The sequence below is a fragment of the Glutamicibacter sp. NPDC087831 genome (assembly GCF_044742845.1).
Taxonomy (GTDB): Bacteria; Actinomycetota; Actinomycetes; order Actinomycetales; family Micrococcaceae; genus Glutamicibacter.
The window spans coordinates 292368-313410 of sequence record NZ_JBIUVH010000005.1 but is presented as its reverse complement, the minus strand read 5'-3'; the positions used below and the strand labels follow the sequence as shown (position 1 = coordinate 313410).

Below are 21043 nucleotides of genomic sequence, written 5' to 3'. Positions count from 1 at the left end.
TCAGGAGGCCGTCTCTCTCATCCCTGTGTTTCCGGATCCACACCAACTTCGCCGCATTGCTGGCGGATTTTTCGCGGTCCCCCTACTTTTACTTGGATACAAGATCTGAGACTGACTGCTCCTATCGGATATCAGTTTCGAATGGGAAGATCATTTCATGGGGGCAAAGGCATCGAACCGAACGATCGTGGTAGCGCATCCAGGTTCCGAAATGTATGGATCCGACAGAATGCTACTGGAGGACGTCAAAGGCTTGTTGCGGGGAAGTTGGAAGGTCACCGTCGGACTTCCTGCCGAGGGTCTACTGGCGTCGGCCTTGCGTGAGCAGGGCGCCAAGGTAGTGGTCTGCAATACGCCGGTGCTGCGCAAGTCAATCTTCACCCCGCGCGGGGCCGTGGGGTTTGCCAAAGACACTTTCCAAGGCGTGCGCCAAATGCATGCATTGCTCAAGAGCACCAAACCATCCGCTGTCTTGGTGAACACCACCATCATTCCCTTATGGGTCGCCTATGCCCGTCTGTCGGGGCACAAGGTTGCCCTGCACGTGCACGAGTCCGAATCCCATTCCCCCAAACCGATGCGCTTGGGCTTGTCCCTGCCCGGGACCTTCGCTCACAGGATCATCGCCAACAGCCGCTTCACCAATGCCGCGTACCTCCAGCACGTGCCTTGGGCGCAGAAGAACAGCCAAGTCATCTACAACGGCATCGCAGGTCCCACGAATCCAGCGCCGGCCCGGCAGAAACTTAACGGCCCCTTGCAATTGCTCTACGTTGGACGGCTCTCTGAGCGAAAAGGGTTGCTGGTGCTGCTCGATGCCGTCACGATCCTGCAACAGCAAGGCGTGGACGTGTCGTTGAGCCTGGTCGGGGCCGTATTCGAAGGCTACGAAGCCTTCGAGCAGGCGCTCAAAGATCGCGTCAAGGCTCTGCCACGACCCGAACTTGTGGAGTTCCTGGGATTCCAATCCGATGTTTGGCCCCATTATGAATCAGCGGACATCGCCGTTGTCCCCGCGCAGCTCGAAGAATCCTTCGGGAACACCGCGGTGGAAGCCATACTCGCCGAACGTCCGGTCATTGCCTCGCGCATCGGCGGCTTGCAGGAAGCCGTGGAACCGTATTCCAGTGCGGTGCTCGTTGAACCAGGAAATCCCCAAGAGCTGGCGGCGGCCATCGAGACGATCCGCAGCGGGTGGGAGCAGTTCAGAGTTTCGGCGCAGCAGTCGGCGGTGAAGGCGCGAGAATTCCACGACCCCGAGCTCTTCGGACAGCGCATGGATTCCGCCTTGAAATCGCTTCTCGCCTCCGGATAGTCTTCAGTCCCATGCTGTGCCCAGGTTACTCCGATGCTTCCAGCTCCAGCGACACCTTTCGGAAGTCCACCCCATACCCGGCCGGAATCAGGTTCAGCAGGTTCAGGTAGCCTGGCGCAACAGATTCGCCCAGCTCCGCGGCCAATGCCTCGCCACCGCATTCGGCCAGGATCCGTCCATCCGCCATCACCAGCTCGATCTGCGCCCATTCACCTCCAGAAGGCGCATTCCACATTGCCCTTCCCAGCTTGTGCGGAGTTTTCCCGCCTGCTCGCCAGAGCGATACTTCGCCGTGGCTTTCGAGCTGGAGGTGGAATCCGTCTGCCTGCGATTCCTCGAATGCCCGGTAGGGCTCATCCGTTGGCAATCCGAAGGCCAGTCCGGCAATCTGGTTCCCGCTTCCCCGCTGCGGCCAGCGGATCTGGGCCTTCAAACGCCAATTGCCGGCCCCAGCCAAGGCCATTGATCCCAGGGCATAGGATGCCTTGCGGGAGTCGCCAAGCGTGAGAATGCCTTCTGCGGCAGAGATCTGCGGCTGCGCTTTCCAGGTGATCGCATCGGGCAGATCACCGACGGCCCGCAGGCCGCTGGTAAAGCCGTCTGCAACCGTAGGCACGGCTTGCGGTGAAGAAGTTACGTAGGGCAAGTTCGAGCACATCATCCCCCGCACGCCCTGCCGTGCCAGCCAGTCTCTCTGGCTTCTGCGGTGCACTTCCCAGCAGATCACAGGAAGCCCCGTGGCCACTGCTCGTTCAATGGTGCCCGGGTCAGCCGAATCGTGGATGCCTAGTGCATCGAAGCCACCAGCAAGCTGTTCAATGCCGCCAAAATTCTCCGGGGCGAAGTAGCCCCAGGTCTTCATCCCGGCGGCCGATGCCAATTCGGCTCCGGTGCCGGTTGCCGGCTGCTTCCACACCGTCGATTCGATAGGAACCGGGGAAGCAGCAATCATCTCGATCAGCTCGGCGGCGTGCTGTCCGCTCTTGTCCTCGATAAAGAGGACCGCCTGGTCCGCCAGTGCTTCCAGAACGGTTTCCAGGCGTGCCAAGGGCTCCAACGCAGCATTCGGTCCAAGCCATTGGCGAGCATTGTTGCGCAGTGCTTGGAGCTCGTCCCACGCGGTTTCGCTGATCAGCCGCGGGACTCCGCATAGGCGCTCCAGGCTGGCGTCATGGTGGCAAATGAATTGGCCGTCCTTGCTCCGGTGCACCGAGATCTCGATGGCTTGGGCGCCATGGGCCAGGGCTTGCCGGTAGGCGTACAGCGTATGCTCGGTCCAGTTATCCCCCGACCCGCGGTGGGCAATGTAGAAGAGATCTTGCCCGAGCAGGTCTGCCGCGCTGACCGCCTTGGGCGAGGCGCGCTTTGCCACTAATTCCCCTGAGCACCCGGCCAGCAGCAATGCGCCGGCAGCCAAGCCCAGGAACGTGCGGCGGCTGACCGCGAGCGGCCCTGCAGTTCCGGTTTCCATGATGCCCCCTCGGCAGCCCAGGCCCGCCAAGACCTGGGCTCTGGCGGGTCTGGCATTGTGCGGATCCTAGCTAACCGATCACGGACAGGTTGTCGAAGGACGCGGTCACCGGTGCATTGGATGTCGAGCCGGAGAGATACAGGCGCAGGCCTATGCCTCCTGGAACTTGCAGCGCACTGGTCGAGTCGCTGGCGTTGAGCTGCCAGTCGGCTGGCTCGCTGTCTGCGGCAGCCCAGATCTTTGCCGCCAGCTGCGTCGGGTTGGTTCCTGTCACCGACAGCTTCAAGTGGACCGCCTCGCCAGCCTGGTAGCCGAAGGAGGACTGGTACTGTGTGGCCAGAACACTCTCCGCACCGCCCACGGCACGAATCAGCTGGATCTGGATGCCGCCCGAGGAAGTGAACTGGCTTTTGAGGTAGTACTGGTTCGCATTGCCCAGATACCTCGACGAGAAGGACACATAGGTTCCATTGCCGGTCGGCTGCTTATCCAGCTGCACCTGGACAGCGGCTTCCGTGGTGGTGCTGTCGACCACCGGCAGGTAGATCGCTGGCCCTGAACCGGGATTCAGGCCCAGAAGCTGGCCGACTCCCCCAGCGACGTTGGCGGTCGCCGCGGATCCGGTCCGCGTCCACGTGCCACCGGTATCGGCAGCGCCCCAATTGCCGGTGACATTGCGGCTAAAGGCGTCAACTGCCACCGGCCTTGGCGGTAGCGAGACCTTCACCGTTTCGGTGTGGCTATCCACCAAGCCGTCCGGATCACTGGCTTCCAGGGTTATCGTGTACTCATCTGGTTCGCTGTAGCTGAACGATTCAATGGATGCGCCCTCCACCCAGTCGCTGCCGTTGCCGAAGGACCAGCGGTAGCTGAGCTCATCATTATCGGGATCAGAACTCTGCGAGGCATCAACGGTAACCTTCAGCCCGTCCACTTCAGTAATTTCGAAGGCCGCTTCCGGAGGCTGGTTGGGTTCTGGCGGCGGCAGGATGGTGACCTGCTTCGTGGCCGTATCCGTCCCGTTGGCATCATCGGTGACGGTCAGCTTCACCTGATAGGTCCCGGGTTCTGCGTAGCTATGCCCGGTGGTGATGCCTTCGGCGCTGTTTCCATCTCCGAAGTCCCATCCATAGCTGGCGATGGTGCCGTCGGGATCCGCGGACTCCGATGCATCCACGGTGAGCTGCTGGCCCTGGATCTCATGAGTGAATTCAGCCGTCGGACTGGCATTGGCAGGTCGTCCGATTCCAGCCTGGTAGTGGTTCGCCACCGCGGCCGGGCTCAGCTGCTTGCCGTAGACCGCGACTTCGTCGACCCGTCCGGCGAAACCGCCAGTTGGCGCCGAGCTCCATCCGCTGACACGGTCATTGCCCACTCGCCAGAAGCCGTCGAGTTCCAATGCGGATTTGGTGCTTGCACGCGAGGCTACTTGCTGCCCGTCCACGTACAGGCGCATGCCATCTTCTCCCAGGCTTGAGACCACATGATGCCACCTGTTGTCGTTGTAGATCCCGGACGAGGTGATCACCCGGCGAGCGCCGCGTTCGGTCACGCCGAAGGACAACCGTCCCAGGGAATTCACATAGGTCAACCGGTCATGGTCGGTCGAGTCCGCATTCTGTCCATTGCCATAGCCGATGAGCCGGCCACGCTGCAGGGGCGAGGCCTTGAACCACAATTCGGTCGTGAACTCCTGCGGACGCTGCCAGCGAACCATGTCCTGCGCCCCGCTGCCGCCCAGGGACAGGCTTCGGCCATTTCCCCCGGCAATAGCTGATGAGGAATCGACTCCTGCATTTCCTGCGAGCTGCAGGTCTTCGCTTCCGGCGGCGTCAAGGGCAGTGGAGTTGTCAGCTGCTCCGAATGGCCAGTAGGCCTTGGGCTTGTCAGCTTTGATGACCTTTTCGTATGCGGTGGAGGCAACGGTGTCCTGCGCCACCGTGATGCTCTCGGTGGTGCTGCGTGCCTCCTTCCCCGTCGGGTCCACGGCGAAGATCCGGTAGCTGTGCGTGCTTCCCGGCTCCACGTCTTTGTCCACGAAGGACATGCCTTGGCGCATCCAGAAGGTCGAGTCGCCTTGGACCGTGTGGATGGGCGCGTTATTCGCTCCGTCCCGGATCACCTTGTAGACCAGGGTCCCGTTGTCCATGTCCGAGGCTGCCTGCCAGCGGATGCGCACTTCGCCTGCAGTGGTGGAGCTCAGGGTCGGAACGAAGTCCTCGCCGCTTGGCAGCGGGCCCCTGTCATTGGGCGCCAGGCTGCGGATAGCGAAGCGGACCAGCCCCTGCTGGTTCTTGTAGTTCACCCGCTGGAATTCACCACCATAGACAATGTATTCGTCATTGCCTGTGACACTCCATGGTCCTTGGCTCTGCCCGGTATAGGTGCCGGTGCTCAACGCCGGGAACCAGGTCTGCAGCCGCGGATGCGGCAGTCCTTCGAAGTTGGTATATCCGTGGATTTCACGGTCAATTGTCCCCGCCGTTTCCTTGCTGAAGGCCATGGCGCGGTTGTACTGCCAGTTGGGTTCCTGGGCGAATCCGCCGATGTTTCCGCAATAGTGCGGATGGCCGGCAAGGTAGAGCAGGTCTCCGGTGGCGTGCACGGAGTAGGTATCCCCGTGGCAGTCCTCTACCCAGCGTGTTTCGAGGTCTGCCCATTTGATGGCCACCACGCCTTCCAGGGTGGTCGCTCGACCGAACGTGTAGCCGCTGGCGTAGAAAGTGTCCTGATCTGTGGCAATGGACGTGATGGAACCAGTCTCCCCGCCATTGCGGACATGCGAGGCTGCCGGATATGGGTACTTCCCGCTGGTCTCGGTGCTCACGACGGCCAGGCCGTTGGCAAAGTCGCTGGTCGAGTTCACCTGCGTGAATTTGCCGCCCAAGGCCAGCTTTGTCCCATCGGGCGACAGCGACATGGACTCGACGTGCCCTCCTGCGACCACGGGCCTGAACGACAGGAGGGCGGCGTCGCTGGCACGCAACGCAGCCGCTTGCTCGCGCCAGGCTTCGCCAATGCGGAAGAACGAACCGCCCAGGTACACCGTGGTATTCGTGGCGACAATGCTGCGCACGGAATTTGAAGGCTGCGGGTCGAATTCCTCGATGCGTTCTCCGGTCACCGGGTCCAGTGCCGCAATGCGCGAAGCGCTTTGCCCGTCCAAGGTGGTGAAGTCGCCGCCAGCGTAGAGCCGGCTGCCGTCCGGCGAGGCAGCAAGAGTGAGAACCTGGGCATTGAATTCCGGAGTGAAGCTGTTGAGCAGTTCTCCGGTTCGAATGTCGTAGGCGAGGATGTTCTTGCGTGTTGCGGTTTGCGTCCCGGCCGCAGCACCTGCAGGACGCGCGGTAGCGAAGCTTCCTCCTGCATATACCGTGTTGCCAATGACCACTTGGCTCCAGACCACGCCATCGATCTGGACGGTCGGGAGGGCATCGGCGGTGACGGTCGCAGGGGTGAGCGGGTCTGACGGATCCGCGGGCACACTATCTGCAAGTGCCTGCGGCGGCGTGGCTAATGCGGCGGCCGCGATCAGCGCGGTTGCAGCAATCATGGTCATGGCCCATCGGGCGATGGCCGGGGCGGATCTGCGGATCATGGCGATACCTCACCTGCGAGCTGTTGGATTTTCTTAGTTGCGCCGGTTTCGAATTCTAGGGTCACGTCAGACTCGGATTCTGTTTGGGCGCTGAAGAGATAGGTGGCAGTAGCCTGTTTGCCTGCCGCCAGTTGTGGAGGAAGTACGGTGCTGCGTGTGTCGGTGAGCACGGCCGCCGGTTCCCTGCCGTCGCCGTAGAACAAGCGCACTTGGGCCTTGCCCAAGTCCAGCGCGGTGACTCCGTCGTTGGATAACTCGATTTCAACCAGTGTCGCGGCCCCGGCGATTTGCCCGATGCCTTCTGCTTCAGACTGGGTTTGCTCGATGCGCTTGATCCGCATCTGCGCATGCGGGCCCGCCTGGACCTCTTCGGCAAGGTCCACCGCCTTGGCTGTGGCAGGCGGCTTGCCAGCCGCTTGGGCGTCCGGCGCCACTTTCTGCGCGTCCTTGTCCTTTTTCCATGTGGACTTCTCTGCTTTCTCGGCAGGAGCAGCTGAATCCTCGGATTTTTCAGCGGCTTTGCCCGCCTTGGTGGCGGGCGCCGCCAAGGCTGATTCGTGCAGCTGCTGATCGATAGTCGCCAATGTAGTTTCGGCTGGTTCCCCAGGCATGGCCGCTTGCGGCGAAGCCTGGGGTTCTACCGTGCAGGACACCAGGGCGATTCCCAGCAAGAGCAGCATCGGAACGATGCGCATCTTGGCTGGGACATGGCCGAAGGCCGGAGGTTCTATTGCTTGTGCGCGTTGCATGATCTGTCTGGTTCTGCGCTCAGGCCCGCTGGACCTGCATAGATGGCGAGCTTAATTGCCCTAAGGCCACTCTGAGCTTGGTGCTGGAAGTATGCACGGTGTAGGGGAAGTACTCGACTCTCACCCCGACGGTTGCAAAGAGCTCTTCTAGTCCTTTTCCTTCGCGGGTGCCCTTCCAGTCATCTCCCTTGAAGAACACATCGAATCTGACATCCTCCCACGTCAGTAATCGGTTCGGATGAAAATCGAGAACCGCCTCATCCACGAAGCCTATCGAGGAGACGATATCCAGTCGTTCGCTTTCCGGTATCACCGGCCGTTTCCCCTTGGTTTGGAGCAGCCTTTCATCACTGACCACACCGGCAATCAGATAGTCGCATCTGGACTTGGCTTGCCTGAGAATATTCAGGTGCCCGACGTGGAACAGGTCGAAAGCACCTGCGGCGTACCCAGTGATCATTATTTTCCCCAATTTCTCATGAACCAGTTGCTGATTCGATTCCCCATAGCATCCGGGCCATCCCCATGGCCTGGACGCTTTACTGTTTCCCAGAATTCTCGTGCCAGCCTCAGGCGCGGCGGCGGCCAATTTCCGCAGACGGTTCTGCGTCAAATTCCACCGAAGGCTCTCCGGCACCGGCCAAATCCAAGCACAGCTTTTCGTAGGCCCGGGCAACATCGTCCCAGTCATAGTCGCTAGCGCGCTTTCGTGCGAGCTGGGCGCGTTGGCGAACGGCATCGTCCTTTGATTCGGTGCGGTCGAAGAGCCTGGACGCGGATTGCGGGTCATTGAAGTATTCGCCGGCTGCCTGGGCCACTTCGCGGTTGAAGTTCACGTCATAGGCGTTGATCGCCGTACCGGCACCCAACGCCCTGAGCAATGATGGGTTGGTACCGCCGACCGAATGGCCATGCCAATAGGAAAGTGCATGGGCATAGAGCTCATCTAGCAGCTGCTGGTCCCATACCCCGCCTAGGAAGCGGACTTGTTCCGTGGCCGCGGCATGAACCTGCTGAGTGTATTGCTCGGCATAGGGCGCCGAACCGACGACCACCAGCGGGAGCCTGGCCTGCGACTGGCTGTAGCCACGGACAATCATCTCCACGTGGTTCTCCGGCTCGAAGCGGGCCACTACCAGATGGAACTTTCCGGATTCCAAGCCGAGCTCAGCCAATTTCACTGCAGCAGCCTCGGGAATTTGCGGTGCCCCATAAGTGATGAGCCTCGTTGCCCGCGAGAATTTCGCCGCGTAGTAGTTGGCGATACCCAGGGCATCGGCAATCAATTCCCTGCTCCACCAGACGCAGAGGCGCTCGCATAGCCGGTAGTACTTCTGGCCAATAGGTCCCCACTTGGCCCGTTTCCATTCCAGCCCATCCACGTGCGTGGCGACGGGAATCCTTCCCAAACGCAGCAGCGGGAGCAGCGGGGCATTGGCCGCGTTGAAGACAATCGCCGCATCGGGCCGGTTGAAGAGGGCATGGATCACCGACAGTGCAGTATGGCTCAGCGTCTCGAGGCTCCTTCGCCTCATGGCAGGCAAATGCACCAGCTTCATGCCCTGGTATTCGCTCATGCGCTCGTCTTTGGCAGTGCCACGGCAATATACGGTCACCTCGTGCCCTTGATCGGCCAGGCGGCGCCCTACCTCTTCAATAGCGGTCTCGAAACCGCCATAGCGTGCAGGTACTCCCCTGGTGCCGATCAAGGCGATGCGCAGCTTGGCGCGCGAGTCATGGTGCTCGGTGCGTTGCATTCTGTTCCCCCAAATTTAAACAGCAGAATCAACGTTCGCTTGCTTGCCGCACCAGCGTCGATCCCCAAAATCAACGGCGAGTTCCGGAACATGCCGCAAGCATGCGTTTCTCATCTACCGAGCATATGTGTCGTGCCGTTGCGGCACACGAGTGCACCCGTACTTGCGTTACCCGCGAATTACTTGCTCGGGGGTACTTGGAATACTCACTGGCCACTGGGGAAGTTTCCTCGTCAACCTCGAAGTCCAGGGATCGAGAGAGAAACATCACGATTGAATAACGGTTCATTCCATGCCACCATTTACAGCAGGGCCCGCGTGACCCTTAAACCATCGTCTATATTGAATGAGCAGGGCCTGTTTTGCTGGGGAGCACGGGTTAAGCTCCGAGGATCCTTTGCAGAACCTTTCCCCCAAGAACCTCTTGCCCCTAGGTCCGGATACATCTGGCCAATCTTCCCAGCGGCCGCGCCTGATCGCGGCATTGGCCTTAGCCGCCGCGTGCGGCATCGTCGCCACCTCCTTGAACCCGGTGCCCGTGGCCGCTTCGACCACATTGGTCGCCGATGCCATGAACCGCACAGTTGGCTCCGGCTGGGGCTCTACTTCAAGTGGAATCCCCTACCTAGCCAACAGTCCAAGCCGTTTCGCCGTAGATGGTTCCCAGGGTGAAATTACCTTGGTCCCCGGCAAGCTCAGCCATGCCACCGCCGCCATCAACGCTGCCGACATGCAGGCCGGCGTCGATATTTCCTTCGACTCGCTGCCCAGCACGGGTTCGTCCTATGCGCACCTAGGTGCCCGAAGTACCGCAGATGGCCAATACACTGCTTCGCTTCGGCTGCAAAGCACTGGCAATCTGTCCCTGGAAATTTCACGGACCGTCAGCGGTAAAAAGATCGTGCTCGATTCTCGGCAGATCAGCGCAGCGGCCCGCCCGGGGACTGCGTACCATGTTGACTTCGCCATCACCGGAAGCGGCACCGCGTCGCTCAAGGCCCGAGCCTTCGCAGCTGGCAGCGGAACCCCCGAATGGCAGCTGGAATCGGAAGATGCATCCACAGCGCTGGCCTCGGCCAAAGGCAGCTTGCGCATAGGCGGTTACCTTTCGGCCAGCGCCACCGGCAACTCCGGTCTGCACGTTGACAATCTGGTAGCGCGTTCAGCTACCGAACCGGCGATGCAGGCCCCGGAACCGGCACCTGCCCCATCGCCCTCCCCAACTCCCGAACCTGCACCTGATGCCGAAGGAACCGTTCCCCACTCCGAAGAGGTCAGCGGTGGCGAGCAGGCACCGCAGGCGGGAACCCTGGGCGCCATCCCTTCAACAGCACTTTATGTTTCGTCATCCGGAAATGATGCCTCCGGCGGTACCGCCTCAGCGCCACTGCGCACCCTGTCCAAGGCCATTTCCAAAGCCTCCAGCGGACAGACCATCGTGGTGCGTGGTGGCAGCTACCATGAGTCGGTAGTGATCCCCGCAGGCAAGAGCCTCAAGCTGCGCGAATACCCGGGAGAGACCGTCTGGCTCGATGGTTCCAAGGCAATCACGGGCTTCTCCGCCGCGAGCAATGGATGGGTGAAATCCGGCTGGGACTACGATTTCGATACTAGCCCGACCTACACCCGGGGAGCCACAGACAATACGGCTGAAGCATGGGGCTTCATCAATTCCAGCTATCCCATGGCAGCCCACCCCGACCAGGTATGGATCAACGGGACCAAGCAGATCCAGGTATCCTCGGTTGCCAAGCTCAAACCGGGTGCCTTCCATGTGGACCGCGCCAACAACAAGCTGCACCTCGGCACCGACCCAACCGGAAAGTCCGTGCGCGCTTCTACGCTGGTCAAGGCCCTGAGCATCCGCAGCCGCAATTCCAGCGTTTCAGGTATCAATGTGCGCAAGTTCGCTCCTTCGGTGCCCGACATGGGTGCGGTCACCGCGGAGAAGCCGGGCATCACTGTGCAGAACCTGACCATCGAGGATACGGCAACCACGGGTTTGAACGTCAGCGCTGTGAAGAACACCGTGAGCAACGTGAAAATCCAGCGCAGCGGCATGCTGGGCATGAACGCCGTGTACGCTGACGGACTGGTCGTCAACAAACTGGCCTCCACAGGCAATAACCACGAGCGGTTCAACACTTCGCCTGTCTCCGGCGGGCTGAAGATCGGACGCACCCGGGGCGTGACGGTGAAGGATTCCAAGCTCAACAGCAACTACGGTCCGGGACTATGGCTGGATGAATCCGTCTACGATTCCAAGATCCTGAATAATGACCTGATCTCCAATACCGGGCACGGACTGTCGCTGGAGATCTCCGCAAAAGCAGTGGTGGCCAACAACCGCATCACCAAGAATTCCGGATTCGCCTTCAAACTGAACAACACCAGCGATGTAAAGATCTGGAACAACACCATCAGCGGCAAGAACCGGGTGCTGAACATCGTGCAGGATGCGCGCCGCGCAGCGAACAAGTCCGACCCCGGGCACGATCCGCGCCAGCCATTCCCTGACACCACCATGACCTGGATCAATAAGAACATTGTCGCGAAGAACAACGTGTTCTCCAATACCGGCGGTGGCAACGCAATTCTTGCCGTCGAGGACTACTCGGGCAGCTACACGGCGGAACAGATGAAGATCTCCCTGGCGTCCAATGCCTATCACCGCGTCAACTCCACGAATCCGAAGTGGTCCTCCGTCTGGTCCAAAGGCGCTGGAAACCCCGCGGTGTTCACCACCTTGCCGGCCTTCGCCAAGTCCACCGGACAAGAGCTGAATTCCTTTGAACTCACCTCCAGCACGGTGCTGAGCAGTACCAATAATCCGACTACCAGCGTTACGGGCAAGAACAGCCAGGCTACCGCATTGCCTAGCGATATTGCCTCCCTGATAGGACAGGCCCCCGCTTCCAAGCGCATCGGCAGCTACCCGCGCTAGGCTCCGGGCCACCCCGGCAGTACAAGCAACGGATCCCGGATCGGCAGTGTGCCCAGCCGGGATCCGGTGCATTCGGGTTCAGTTGCCCATCGCCACCGGCGGATCCGGCGGCTCCGGCGGCTGCTTGCGCTGCAGGGGTGCAGCGTGTTCCCAGTCCAAGGCCGCTCGGCTGCTGGCCGGTTCCAGCATCAGGGCGAACACCAGGAAAATCAGGAATAGCGCACCGGCATCTACCAGCCCGTTTTCCATCACGCTGCGGATGATCACGAATGCCAGCAGCGGGAACAGCAAGCTGCGCAGCCTGCTTGAACGCAATGCGGCGAAAACCGTCAGCAGAACCCAGAAAGCCACAAGCAGCGTTCCGATGATTCCAGTTTGCGCCAGCAAGGAAATCCACGAAGAATCGAAAACCTGCTCGTCCCAGTACTGCCCTTCGACAGCAATGGTCTTCTGGCTCAATCCCGCACCGATCCATCTCTGCCATGAATCATTGGGCAGGTTCAGCACTACCGACCAGCTGATAGTCCGGGAGTTCAACGTCATCACCGAGGCACTGTCCTCGCGAGCCATCAGATTCTGCAAAACCGGAGTCAGGAACGCAAGGTAGAACACCAGCGGAAGGGCCGCCAGCGCCGCCACGATGGTCTGCAACGGGATTCGGCGGAGCATCAGCAGCATGCCAGCTGCCGTGCAAGCAGCCGCGATGAGAGCGGTACGCGACTCGGAGAGCAGAAGGATGGCGCTGAGCAACACCAGCATCCCCACGTGCCACCACCGCACGTGCGCGCGCAGCGATTGGTGGAAAAGAACCAGTGCCGGGATGCCGGAAAGCAAGGCAATCTCATTGGGGCTCAGCGGAGGGATGCCGCCTGTCAGGCGCCCGCCTCCGCCCAGCGCCAGCCCGGTCCCCGCGCTGATGATGCCCACCGCGGCCAAACCGACGCACATGGCCAGCAGCACCTGGTGGGCCGGGAAAACCCGCATGATGAACAGCACTGTCGCTGCCAGCATCGCCACGCGGATCGCGATGATGGCCGAGGCCATGACATTGCCTTCTGCCATCGCCCCGATCACGCTCAGGGCCAGAACCGGAGCGAGCAGCGCGATACTGCGCACGCCTACCGGCTGACGGGCCCCACTCCACATCCACAGCAGGATCGCCCAGCACAGCACGGCGCCTTGCAGCAGCGCCTTGAGCACGACCACGAGGTCCAATCCGCCGGTGAACAGCGTTCCCTGGCGCCAAGCAACCACGCTGAAGACCATCAGGATCCACAGCAGGTTCAACTGCCACAGACGCGGAACCCGGTAGCGCCGTGGCACCGGAATCTGCTCCGCCGGCGTCCAGGACGCACTGACGGCCGGAGGCATGATCAGGTACCCCGCCGGTGCCGGAAGCGCGAAGGCTTGCGCACCAGCACCAGCCCGGTCGCTCCGACTCGCACAGCGTTCAGCTCCTGCAGGGCATCGGCAACCTGTCGGTAGGTGGTTCGCCGTTCACGTCCGGTGAGGATCACGCAATCGCTGTGCAGGGCCACTGCGGTGGCGTCCACCGGCTGGCCCTCCATGCTGGCTACGAAGATCACTACATCGAAATCCTCTTCGAGGGAAGCGATCAAGCTGTCCAATCCGGCGAACACATCGAAACGGCGCAGCGTTTCAGGTTGCGGTCCGGCAGGGAGGTAGCCCATCGGCACCGATTCGATATGAGTGAGCGCATCATGCAGCTCGCTGGTGCCAGCGAGCACTTGGGCCAGGCCCGTTCCACTTGCCTCGTCGCGGCGCAGCGGCTCCAGTTGACGGTCGGCCTGCACGATCACCGAGCGCTTGCCCATGGCCGCCAGGGTCTGGGCGAGCTGCTGCCCATCGAGAACCGCATCGGCACGGGTACTGAGCACCAGGATGCGTTGCGGCAGGCGCCCGTCATTGGCCATCAGCAGGTTCGATACCAGCTGGCGGTAACCGACCTGGATGCCGGTCGGGTTGGCACGGGCTCCGTCCTTGGACCGGGCCGCCACGGTGCCCAGCACGCGCGTGCGCAATTGCCGTTCGGCGTCGCGGCCGCGCAGGATCCTCGGATCCAACTTGTGCAGCGCCAGGGCCAACAGCAATCCCAAGCTGGCTCCCGAAACCAGGCCCAGGGCCAGATTCACGGATTTGCGAGGCGCGGTGGCGTACTGCGGTGCCGCGGCCGGCACGGACAGCTCCGCTTTGACTTCGAGCTTCTTGGGGTCGGTGTTCTCCAGCTTCTGGATGGACTCCGCCAGCAACCCGGCAGCCGTATTGGCGATGTCCGCGGCCTGCTGGGCCTCCGGGGCCTTCGCCGTCACGGCCAGCAGCACGGTATCGACCGGATTGGTGGCGTTCACATTGGATTTGACGTCCTGGAAACTGCGATCCAGATCGAGCTCGCGGATCACCTGGTTGATCAGCTGCGGATCATTGACCAGCTGCGGGTAGGACCCCACTCGCTGCAGCGCGAACTGGCCACGGGCATAGGCCGTGTCCTGGCTGGAATTGACGCTGACGAACAAGGTCGACTTCGCGGTGTAGACCGGGGTCATCCCCAGGGTGATGGCGATGGAGGCGAGTATCCCGGCAAGGGTGCTGGCCGCGATCCACCACATGCGGGTTCGCAGCACGAAGAGGAAATCACTCAGATCCATGCCTGCCGCCTCCCGATGCGCATGCTGTCCCCAGCCCAATTCCGGTGCAGCTGGCCAGGTGCGATGTTCTTGGTAATCAAGCGCTTTGGCCAAGACCCTTCACCTCCCGGTACCACTTGCCCAGGGCCAGCGCCAGGAAGCCTGCGTTGGCCAGCAGCAGCAGGACATACACCGGAATGAACACCGATGGCAGCCACAGCGTCAGGAAGGCCAGGCAGATCAGGCCGAAGTCGGTAGGCACGACGGCCAATGAATACAGGGCCGAGCTCTTGCCCTGGCCCTGCAGGTAGTGCCCCGTTCTCCCGGAGTTCAGCCGGCGCAGCTGATCGGTAAGGATCATGGAGAAGAACAGGCTGCAGGCCACGACCTGGTAGGCAATGGGCACCAGGTACCAGGCGCCTTCTACCGGGTAGAACCGGTACCACGAGATCAGCACCATCGCGTGCAGGGCGGCGGTCTTGATCGCGTCGACAATATGGTCCAGCCATTCGCCGGCAGCGGATCCGGAGCCTTGGAGGCGGGCCAGCTGCCCATCAGCAGAATCCAGCGCGTAGCCGAGCACCAGCAAAGCCGTGATCAGCAGCGAAGAGCCGAAGGACGGTTCCAGCAGCGCGATCACCGCCAGTCCGCCAGCCGTGCATAGAGCGCTGATGCCGGTGACGCCGTTGGGCGTTAGCCGAAGCAGATAGGCCAGTGCCGCCAGCCGGCGGCCCAGTGGCCTGTTGACGAAGCGCGAGTAGGCTGGCGCTCCCTTATTGGTTTTCTGCCGCTGGCGCAGTTCTGCGACTGCCCAACGGTATCCTTGTTGTTCTTGCAGCATGTGAGTCCTCCCCAGTGAACTCTTATGTGCTTGCGGCCGCGATCGGCCGCAAGCGCCCCCGATATTCAGCCCTGTCCCCAAGCACCGCATTTGTGCAGCGCATCCCCAGGGGACAACCCAAGCTGAGTACAATCTAGTTCATTTCCCTTGTTCTATCCATCGAATTCCCATTCCTAGGCGAAGCCGCTGAGCCAGCGCTCGCGATTCGCACCGCATTGGCGCAACGAACCGCGAACGGCCGGGCTCATTCGGCGATTTCCCGCACCTCCAGATCATCGAACCCGCCGTTGACCGGCGCGTTACCCGCCGAGCCGGAGAGGTAGACCGACAACCCCAAACGGCCTTCGGCCTGCAGTGCGGCGGTGGAGTCGGTGGCGTTGAGCTGCCAGTTCACCGGCTCATCCTGGCCTTGGTTGTAGGCCTTGGCCCGCAAGCTGGTGGAGCTGCTGCCCTGAGCCTGCAAACGCAGCCACACGGCCTTGCCCGGCGAACCGTCTACCTGGCCGATGACGGTCTCGGCGCTCAACGCACTGACGCTGCCGGAGACGACCTTCTCCAGGGTCACCGCCACCGAGCCGTTGGACAGGAACCTGACCTTGGCGCGGTACGCCCCGACGCCAGGAATATCCCGGATGGTCACCGTCTGGTAGATGCCTCCGCCGGTGGCAGCCTTGTCGCGGCTGAGCTTGATGCGCATGTCGCCTTCCCGTACCGTGGCTGGCAGCCACGACAGCGGTCCACTGCCGGCGGAGGACATGCGGATCGTTCCGGTGCCTCCGGCCACGCTGAAGTTGGACGATGAGCCTTGCCGCGCCCAGGTTCCCCCGGTATCGGCGTCACCCCAGCCATCGGAAACGGTGCGTCCAAATGCATCTGAGACCAGCAGGGCCGGTTCGGCGACGACCGCGACCTGCACTTGCTGGACCAGTTCGGCACGTGCGCCGTCCTCGTCGGTGACCACCAGCTTGATCTGATAGTTGCCTGGCTCGGCGTACTCATGGGAGGCATTCTGGCCGCTGGCGGTGTTCCCGTCTCCGAAATCCCATGCGTAAGTGGCAATCTGGCCATCAGCATCGCTGGAGGCGGCGCCATCGACCTGGACTTCAAGTCCGTTCACTTCCAGGGCGAAGGCCGCCACCGGTGCCGAATTCTGGACATCCACTTCGGTTTCAGTGCGTGATTCCAGTCCGTTCCCATCGCTGACCGTCAGGGTGACCGTGTACCGGCCGTCCTCGGCGTAGCGATGCTGCGCGGTTTCTCCCAGAGCGTTCTGCCCATCGCCGAAGTCCCACTGGTATCCGGTAATCGGCGTATCCCCGGCCGTGCTGCCCGAGGCATCGACGCCCAGTGCGAGTCCGCGTACCGCGGTGCTGAACTGCGCTTGCGGACCTTGGGCGGCGGCAACCGTGGCCACCTGGCTGATGGTGCTTTCCCGCTCCCCTGCCTGGACGGTCAGCGTCACCGAGTAGGTGCCGGCCGACTCGTAGCTGTGGTTGGCCGCCACTCCGCTGGCCTGGGTTCCATCGCCGAACTCCCACAGGTACCCGGTGATCTCCCCGCCGGCTGCCGGAGGCAGCGAATCGGAGGCGTCCACGGTGATCGCGAGCTCATCGGCTTCCCAGGTGAAGGCCGCGGTCGGATCCAGTTCGGCCGGGTCCTGCACGGTGACTTCGCTGGAAGCGGTGCCGGTGGCGCCCTCGTTGTCGGTGACGGTCAGGGTCACGGTCTTGGTGCCGCTGCTCGAGTACTGGTGCATGGCTTCGGCCCCGGTCCCGGTGGTCCCGTCGCCGAAGTCCCATTCCCAGGACACGATCTGCCCATCGGCATCCTGCGATGGAGCGGCAGTGAAGACGGCGGCCAGTCCGTCGACGGTGGATTCGAAGGCAGCGTCCGGTGCCGTGTTCGGCACCTTCACTTGCACCGAATTCGCCACCGTGCCGGTGGCCCCGTGCTCATCGGCCACCACGAGGGTGACCTCGTAGGTTCCCGGTTCCGCGTATTCGTGGGCGGCTTCGGCCCCGGAGGCCTCGGTCCCGTCGCCGAAGTCCCAGGCATAATCCAGTTCCCCGCCCTCGGGGTCTGCGGAGCCAGCACCGTTGACTTGGATGCCCAGGCCGTCAACAACCACTTCCATGGCCGCGAGCGGAGCGGAGTTTTCCACCGTCAGGATGCTCTGCGCCTGGGCGGTGGCCCCAGCGCTGTCTGTCACCGTCAGGGTCACCGTGTACTCTCCGCCTGCGCCATAGGCATGCTCCACGTCCTGGCCGGAGACCTTCTGGCTGCCATCGCCGAAGTCCCATTCGTAGGACAGCTCTCCTTGTTCCGGATCCTCGGATCCGGAACCGCTCAGGCTTACCTTCAAACCGGTCTGTTCGCTGGCTATCGCGGCCACCGGCGGCTGGTTAACCACCTTGGCCTCGACCTGCTGCGTCTTCGTGGCAGTGCCACCGCGGTCATCGGTAATGGTCAGCACCACCGTGTAGGTGCCGGCTTGGGCGTATTCATGAAGCACTCCTTCGGTCTGCACGGTGGTGCTTTGCCCGTCGCCGTAGTCCCAGGCGTAGCTGGCAATGGTGCCGTCGGCATCGGTTGATCCGCTGGCGTCGAAGGCCACCGCCAGACCTTGGCTGGTGCTGGTGAAGTCGGCCACCGGATCCTGGTTCGCCTCGCCGGCAATCCCGTAGTGCTCATTGACCTCGGCTTGGCTCAGTGCCCTGGCGTAGACGGCGGCCTCATCGATTTCGCCATCGAACCATGCGGAGCTGGCTCCGGACCATACCCGGTCCCCGCCAATGCGCCAGTAGCCGTTGAACGGCTCGGCCGCGGTTTGCGGGTTGGTGCCGGTGAGCGCGCCATCGACGTACAGCTTCATGCCCTCGCCGGACAACGTGGCAACCAGATGATGCCAGTCCCCGTCGTTGTAGGCACGGCCGGTGGTGACCAGATTTTCAGCTCCGGTGTAGACGCCGAAGACCAAGGTGCCGTCATTGCGCATGTAGACATGCCGGTCATAGCTGGAGGACAGGCCGCTGGCCGCATTGCCGAAACCGATGATCTTGCCTCCATTGCCCGTGGTTGTCCGGAACCAGGCCTCGGTGGAGAACACTGTCGGGTTCTGCACCGCCCGGTTCGAGACCACCGCGGCATCGGACTCCCCGAAGCCCAGCGATGTGCCGTGGCCGATGGCGGAATCTTCTGCGTAGCGGACCGGGCCGTTGATGGTTCCGTCGTTGCGGGCGATGGTGCTGTCCGTGGCCACGTTGCCCCCGGTTTCATCCAGGCGCCAGTACATCTGCGGTTCATCGCCGTACACCGCGATGCCGTAGGCATCGGCTGGAGGCTCGGGAATGTCCGCAGTGCGCCCGGTGGATTGGAAGAGCTGCAGCACGGTGGCTGCGTCAATTTGCTCATTGAAGATCGCCACCTCGTCCAGCTCGCCGTTGAAGGCCTTGCTCGATGGCTGGTTCGGCCAGCCGTTGAGGTTGTCCCCGCCGATGCGCCACATGCCGGAGTAGGCCTGGCCGCTGCTGGCATCGGTGCGTTCGGCGACCTTCAGCCCGTCAACATACAGGTGCATTCCGGCTTGGCCCAGTGTTGCGGTGAGCTGGTGCCACTGCCCGTCGTTGTAGCTCGCCGAGGAACTGACCGTTGCCGCCCACCCCAGCCATGTGCCAAAGTGCAGGCGTCCGGAATTGTCCATCCAGGCATGGCGGTCGTAGCTACCGGAGTCGCCGGTGGCCGAGCTGCCATAGCCGATCAGCTTGCCGCCCTGGTCGCTCTCGGTCTTGAACCACAGCTGGGTGGTGAAGGTGTCCGGCGCGGTCGCGGCATTTCGGCTCGCCAGCGACTGCCCGCTGAACCCGCTGGCATCATCGTCGCTGATCGCACCGGGCAGGCCGCGCTGCAAGACCGCGCTGGCGTCGGCATCGACGAAACCGATGTTGTCAAAGGCTACGCTGCCATCGGATTCGTTCAGTGGATAGTAGATATCCGCGCCGGTCTCTCGCAGGACCTGCGTATACGGACTCTCGGCGCTGTTGCTGACGGTCACCGGATCCGAGCGCGGACCGATGTAGTTATTGCCCCACGGGTCCGAGACGCGTACCCGGTAGGTGTGGGTGCTGCCCGGAGGCACGCTGTCATCGCGGAAGCCCAGCGACTGCTTTTTCCACCAGATGGAGGACACGTCCTGGCTGTCGATGGCGGTGAGCGAATTATCGCGCAGCAGCTCGTAGGTGAGCGTTTCGTCATCGATATCCCAGGTGGTCGGCCAGGCCACGCGCACGGAGCCGCTGCGTTGGGAGATCGCCGACGGCTTCAGCTCCGCGGTGTACTCGGGCCGTATCGAATTCGACGACAGCGACCGCTTGGGGAAGACAGCCAAGCCCTGCTGGTTGGTGTTGTTCAACCTGGTGAACTCGCCGCCGAGAACCAGGTAGTCCCCGTTATTGTCCATGGCCCAGCCACCTTGGTACTGCCCGGTGTAGGTACCGGTATTGATCGAGGGATACCAGTGCAGCAAGGTCGGGATTGGCTGGTTGCGCACCAGCGAATTATTCGACGGCGCAGTGGCATCCGTACCGGTGGCGAAGGCAGTCTCCGCCAGCGCGCGCTTCCAGATCATCGGATTCTCCTCGGGGAACCCGTTGACCGACGAGCAGTCGTGGGCGTGCGGGGTCGAGTAGACCACGTCGCCCATGATGCTGATCGATGAGGTCGATCCATAGCAATTATCGAGCCAGATCAGGTCTCCGGTGGCGTAATCGGCGGCAAATCGGCCGTCGAACCAGTGCCAGCCCATGCCGTTGTTCGCCGCGTAGATGACGCCGTTTTCCAGTTTCAGGTCCACGACCCATGCACGGGCATTGTCATCGATCCGCGCCGGGACCGGAGTGGAGCTCCATGCCGCCTGCTGGCCGGTGGTCTCATTCACGGCGCCGATGCCGACCTTGGGCTCGTTGTTGATCGTCTGGAAGCGTCCGCCAATGACCACGCGGTCGCTCTGGTCGGTGGCGATGATGCCGTGGACGATATCATCGGTGGCCGGTGCCCACGCCTGAAGTTCCGCGTTGGCGCGGTTCAGCTTGGCGACATTGCGCCGGGTCTGGTTGGCCACGGAGTTGAAGGAGCCGCCCAGGTAGACAGCGTCGCTGGTCACTGCAAGGGTTTCCACGGACCCGCCCACGCTGGCGGAGAAGGAAGTCAGCGCCCCGTTGGAAGTGGTGAATTCAGCGATCTTGCTGCGGGCTTGGCCGCTGACGGCGGTGAACTGTCCACCTGCGTAGAAACGGCTTCCATCCGGAGAGAACTCGATATCCATGACTGGAGCGTTGAAGTTCGGGTTCCAGGGCAGGATCTGCCCGTTGGTGATGTTGAAGGCCATGGCGTTATTGCGAACCACTTCCCCGGCGCCGCCAGGATTCGCACCGCTTGGCCGTACCCGGGTGAACGAACCGACCACATAAGCCACATTCCCGCGCACACGCAGGTCCCAAGCCACCCCGTTCAGCTGCGGGGTAGGAAGATGATTTGCGCTGACCGTCTCGGGCAGCTCGATTTCCTCTTCGCCAGCGGCTGTCGCCGGAATTGCGCTCAGGCCGGCAATGACCAGCACAGCCGCGGCGACCGAAGCCAGCACCCGTGTGAATCGCCGCACGGGTGTGCGCCGGCCTGCCGTTATCTGCTGCTCTTCCATGTCCATTCCGTTCATTGTTGATACCGGG

Annotated in this window: 11 protein-coding genes; 2 read left to right on the top strand and 9 right to left on the bottom strand. The window is 62.3% G+C overall.

The genetic code is table 11. The features are described 5' to 3' along the window. Positions 1 to 229 precede the first annotated feature (229 nt). Positions 230 to 1315 (top strand): glycosyltransferase family 4 protein, encoded by a 1086-nt coding sequence (locus ACIOJF_RS16185; protein WP_402741888.1) that lies wholly within the window; start codon positions 230 to 232, stop codon positions 1313 to 1315. Positions 1316 to 1340: 25 nt separating this feature from the next. Here ACIOJF_RS16185 and ACIOJF_RS16180 read toward each other — a convergent pair whose 3' ends face one another. From ACIOJF_RS16180 to ACIOJF_RS16160, 5 genes are all read right to left on the bottom strand, one after another. Beyond that, positions 1341 to 2786 carry a glycerophosphodiester phosphodiesterase gene (locus ACIOJF_RS16180; RefSeq protein WP_402741887.1) on the bottom strand — a complete coding sequence of 482 codons (1446 nt, stop codon included), beginning with the start codon at positions 2784 to 2786 and terminating at the stop codon, positions 1341 to 1343. A 70-nt stretch (positions 2787 to 2856) separates the two neighbouring features. After that, positions 2857 to 6384, bottom strand: coding sequence for a PKD domain-containing protein (locus ACIOJF_RS16175; protein ID WP_402741886.1), 3528 nt, complete (start codon positions 6382 to 6384; stop codon positions 2857 to 2859). Then, positions 6381 to 7133 (bottom strand): hypothetical protein, encoded by a 753-nt coding sequence (locus ACIOJF_RS16170; protein ID WP_402741885.1) that lies wholly within the window; start codon positions 7131 to 7133, stop codon positions 6381 to 6383. Before ACIOJF_RS16170 ends, ACIOJF_RS16175 begins: the two co-directional genes overlap by 4 nt. Positions 7134 to 7152: 19 nt before the next feature. Beyond that, positions 7153 to 7593, bottom strand: coding sequence for an adenylyltransferase/cytidyltransferase family protein (locus tag ACIOJF_RS16165; protein WP_332504758.1), 441 nt, complete (start codon positions 7591 to 7593; stop codon positions 7153 to 7155). A gap of 109 nt (positions 7594 to 7702) precedes the next feature. Then, entirely contained in the window at positions 7703 to 8890 is a 1188-nt protein-coding gene (locus ACIOJF_RS16160) for a DUF1972 domain-containing protein (RefSeq protein WP_402741884.1), read from the bottom strand. Positions 8891 to 9287: 397 nt separating this feature from the next. Here ACIOJF_RS16160 and ACIOJF_RS16155 point away from each other — a divergent pair, with 397 nt between their 5' ends. Next, the gene (locus ACIOJF_RS16155) at positions 9288 to 11834 is read left to right on the top strand and encodes a right-handed parallel beta-helix repeat-containing protein (protein WP_402741883.1); all 2547 of its coding nucleotides are present in this window, start codon (positions 9288 to 9290) and stop codon (positions 11832 to 11834) included. A gap of 78 nt (positions 11835 to 11912) precedes the next feature. On the opposite strand, the gene ACIOJF_RS16150 is transcribed toward ACIOJF_RS16155, so the two are convergent. From ACIOJF_RS16150 to ACIOJF_RS16135, 4 genes are all read right to left on the bottom strand, one after another. Continuing rightward, the gene (locus ACIOJF_RS16150; RefSeq protein WP_402741882.1) at positions 11913 to 13205 is read right to left on the bottom strand and encodes an O-antigen ligase family protein; all 1293 of its coding nucleotides are present in this window, start codon (positions 13203 to 13205) and stop codon (positions 11913 to 11915) included. 2 nt (positions 13206 to 13207) lie between these two features. Beyond that, on the bottom strand, positions 13208 to 14500 hold the full coding sequence (locus ACIOJF_RS16145; protein WP_402741881.1) for a Wzz/FepE/Etk N-terminal domain-containing protein: 1293 nt from the start codon (positions 14498 to 14500) through the stop codon (positions 13208 to 13210). A gap of 76 nt (positions 14501 to 14576) precedes the next feature. After that, positions 14577 to 15320 (bottom strand): CDP-alcohol phosphatidyltransferase family protein, encoded by a 744-nt coding sequence (locus ACIOJF_RS16140; protein ID WP_105658095.1) that lies wholly within the window; start codon positions 15318 to 15320, stop codon positions 14577 to 14579. A 244-nt stretch (positions 15321 to 15564) separates the two neighbouring features. Next, positions 15565 to 21021 carry a PKD domain-containing protein gene (locus tag ACIOJF_RS16135; RefSeq protein ID WP_402741880.1) on the bottom strand — a complete coding sequence of 1819 codons (5457 nt, stop codon included), beginning with the start codon at positions 21019 to 21021 and terminating at the stop codon, positions 15565 to 15567. Between the last annotated feature and the right edge of the window lie 22 nt (positions 21022 to 21043).

Coding starts and splice junctions, on each gene's coding strand:
- ACIOJF_RS16185 (WP_402741888.1), top strand. CDS start 230: ATGCTACTGGAGGACGTCAAAGGCTTGTTGCGGGGAAGTTGGAAGGTC.
- ACIOJF_RS16180 (WP_402741887.1), bottom strand. CDS start 2,786: ATGGAAACCGGAACTGCAGGGCCGCTCGCGGTCAGCCGCCGCACGTTC.
- ACIOJF_RS16175 (WP_402741886.1), bottom strand. CDS start 6,384: ATGATCCGCAGATCCGCCCCGGCCATCGCCCGATGGGCCATGACCATG.
- ACIOJF_RS16170 (WP_402741885.1), bottom strand. CDS start 7,133: ATGCAACGCGCACAAGCAATAGAACCTCCGGCCTTCGGCCATGTCCCA.
- ACIOJF_RS16165 (WP_332504758.1), bottom strand. CDS start 7,593: ATGATCACTGGGTACGCCGCAGGTGCTTTCGACCTGTTCCACGTCGGG.
- ACIOJF_RS16160 (WP_402741884.1), bottom strand. CDS start 8,890: ATGCAACGCACCGAGCACCATGACTCGCGCGCCAAGCTGCGCATCGCC.
- ACIOJF_RS16150 (WP_402741882.1), bottom strand. CDS start 13,205: ATGCCTCCGGCCGTCAGTGCGTCCTGGACGCCGGCGGAGCAGATTCCG.
- ACIOJF_RS16145 (WP_402741881.1), bottom strand. CDS start 14,500: ATGGATCTGAGTGATTTCCTCTTCGTGCTGCGAACCCGCATGTGGTGG.
- ACIOJF_RS16140 (WP_105658095.1), bottom strand. CDS start 15,320: ATGCTGCAAGAACAACAAGGATACCGTTGGGCAGTCGCAGAACTGCGC.
- ACIOJF_RS16135 (WP_402741880.1), bottom strand. CDS start 21,021: ATGGACATGGAAGAGCAGCAGATAACGGCAGGCCGGCGCACACCCGTG.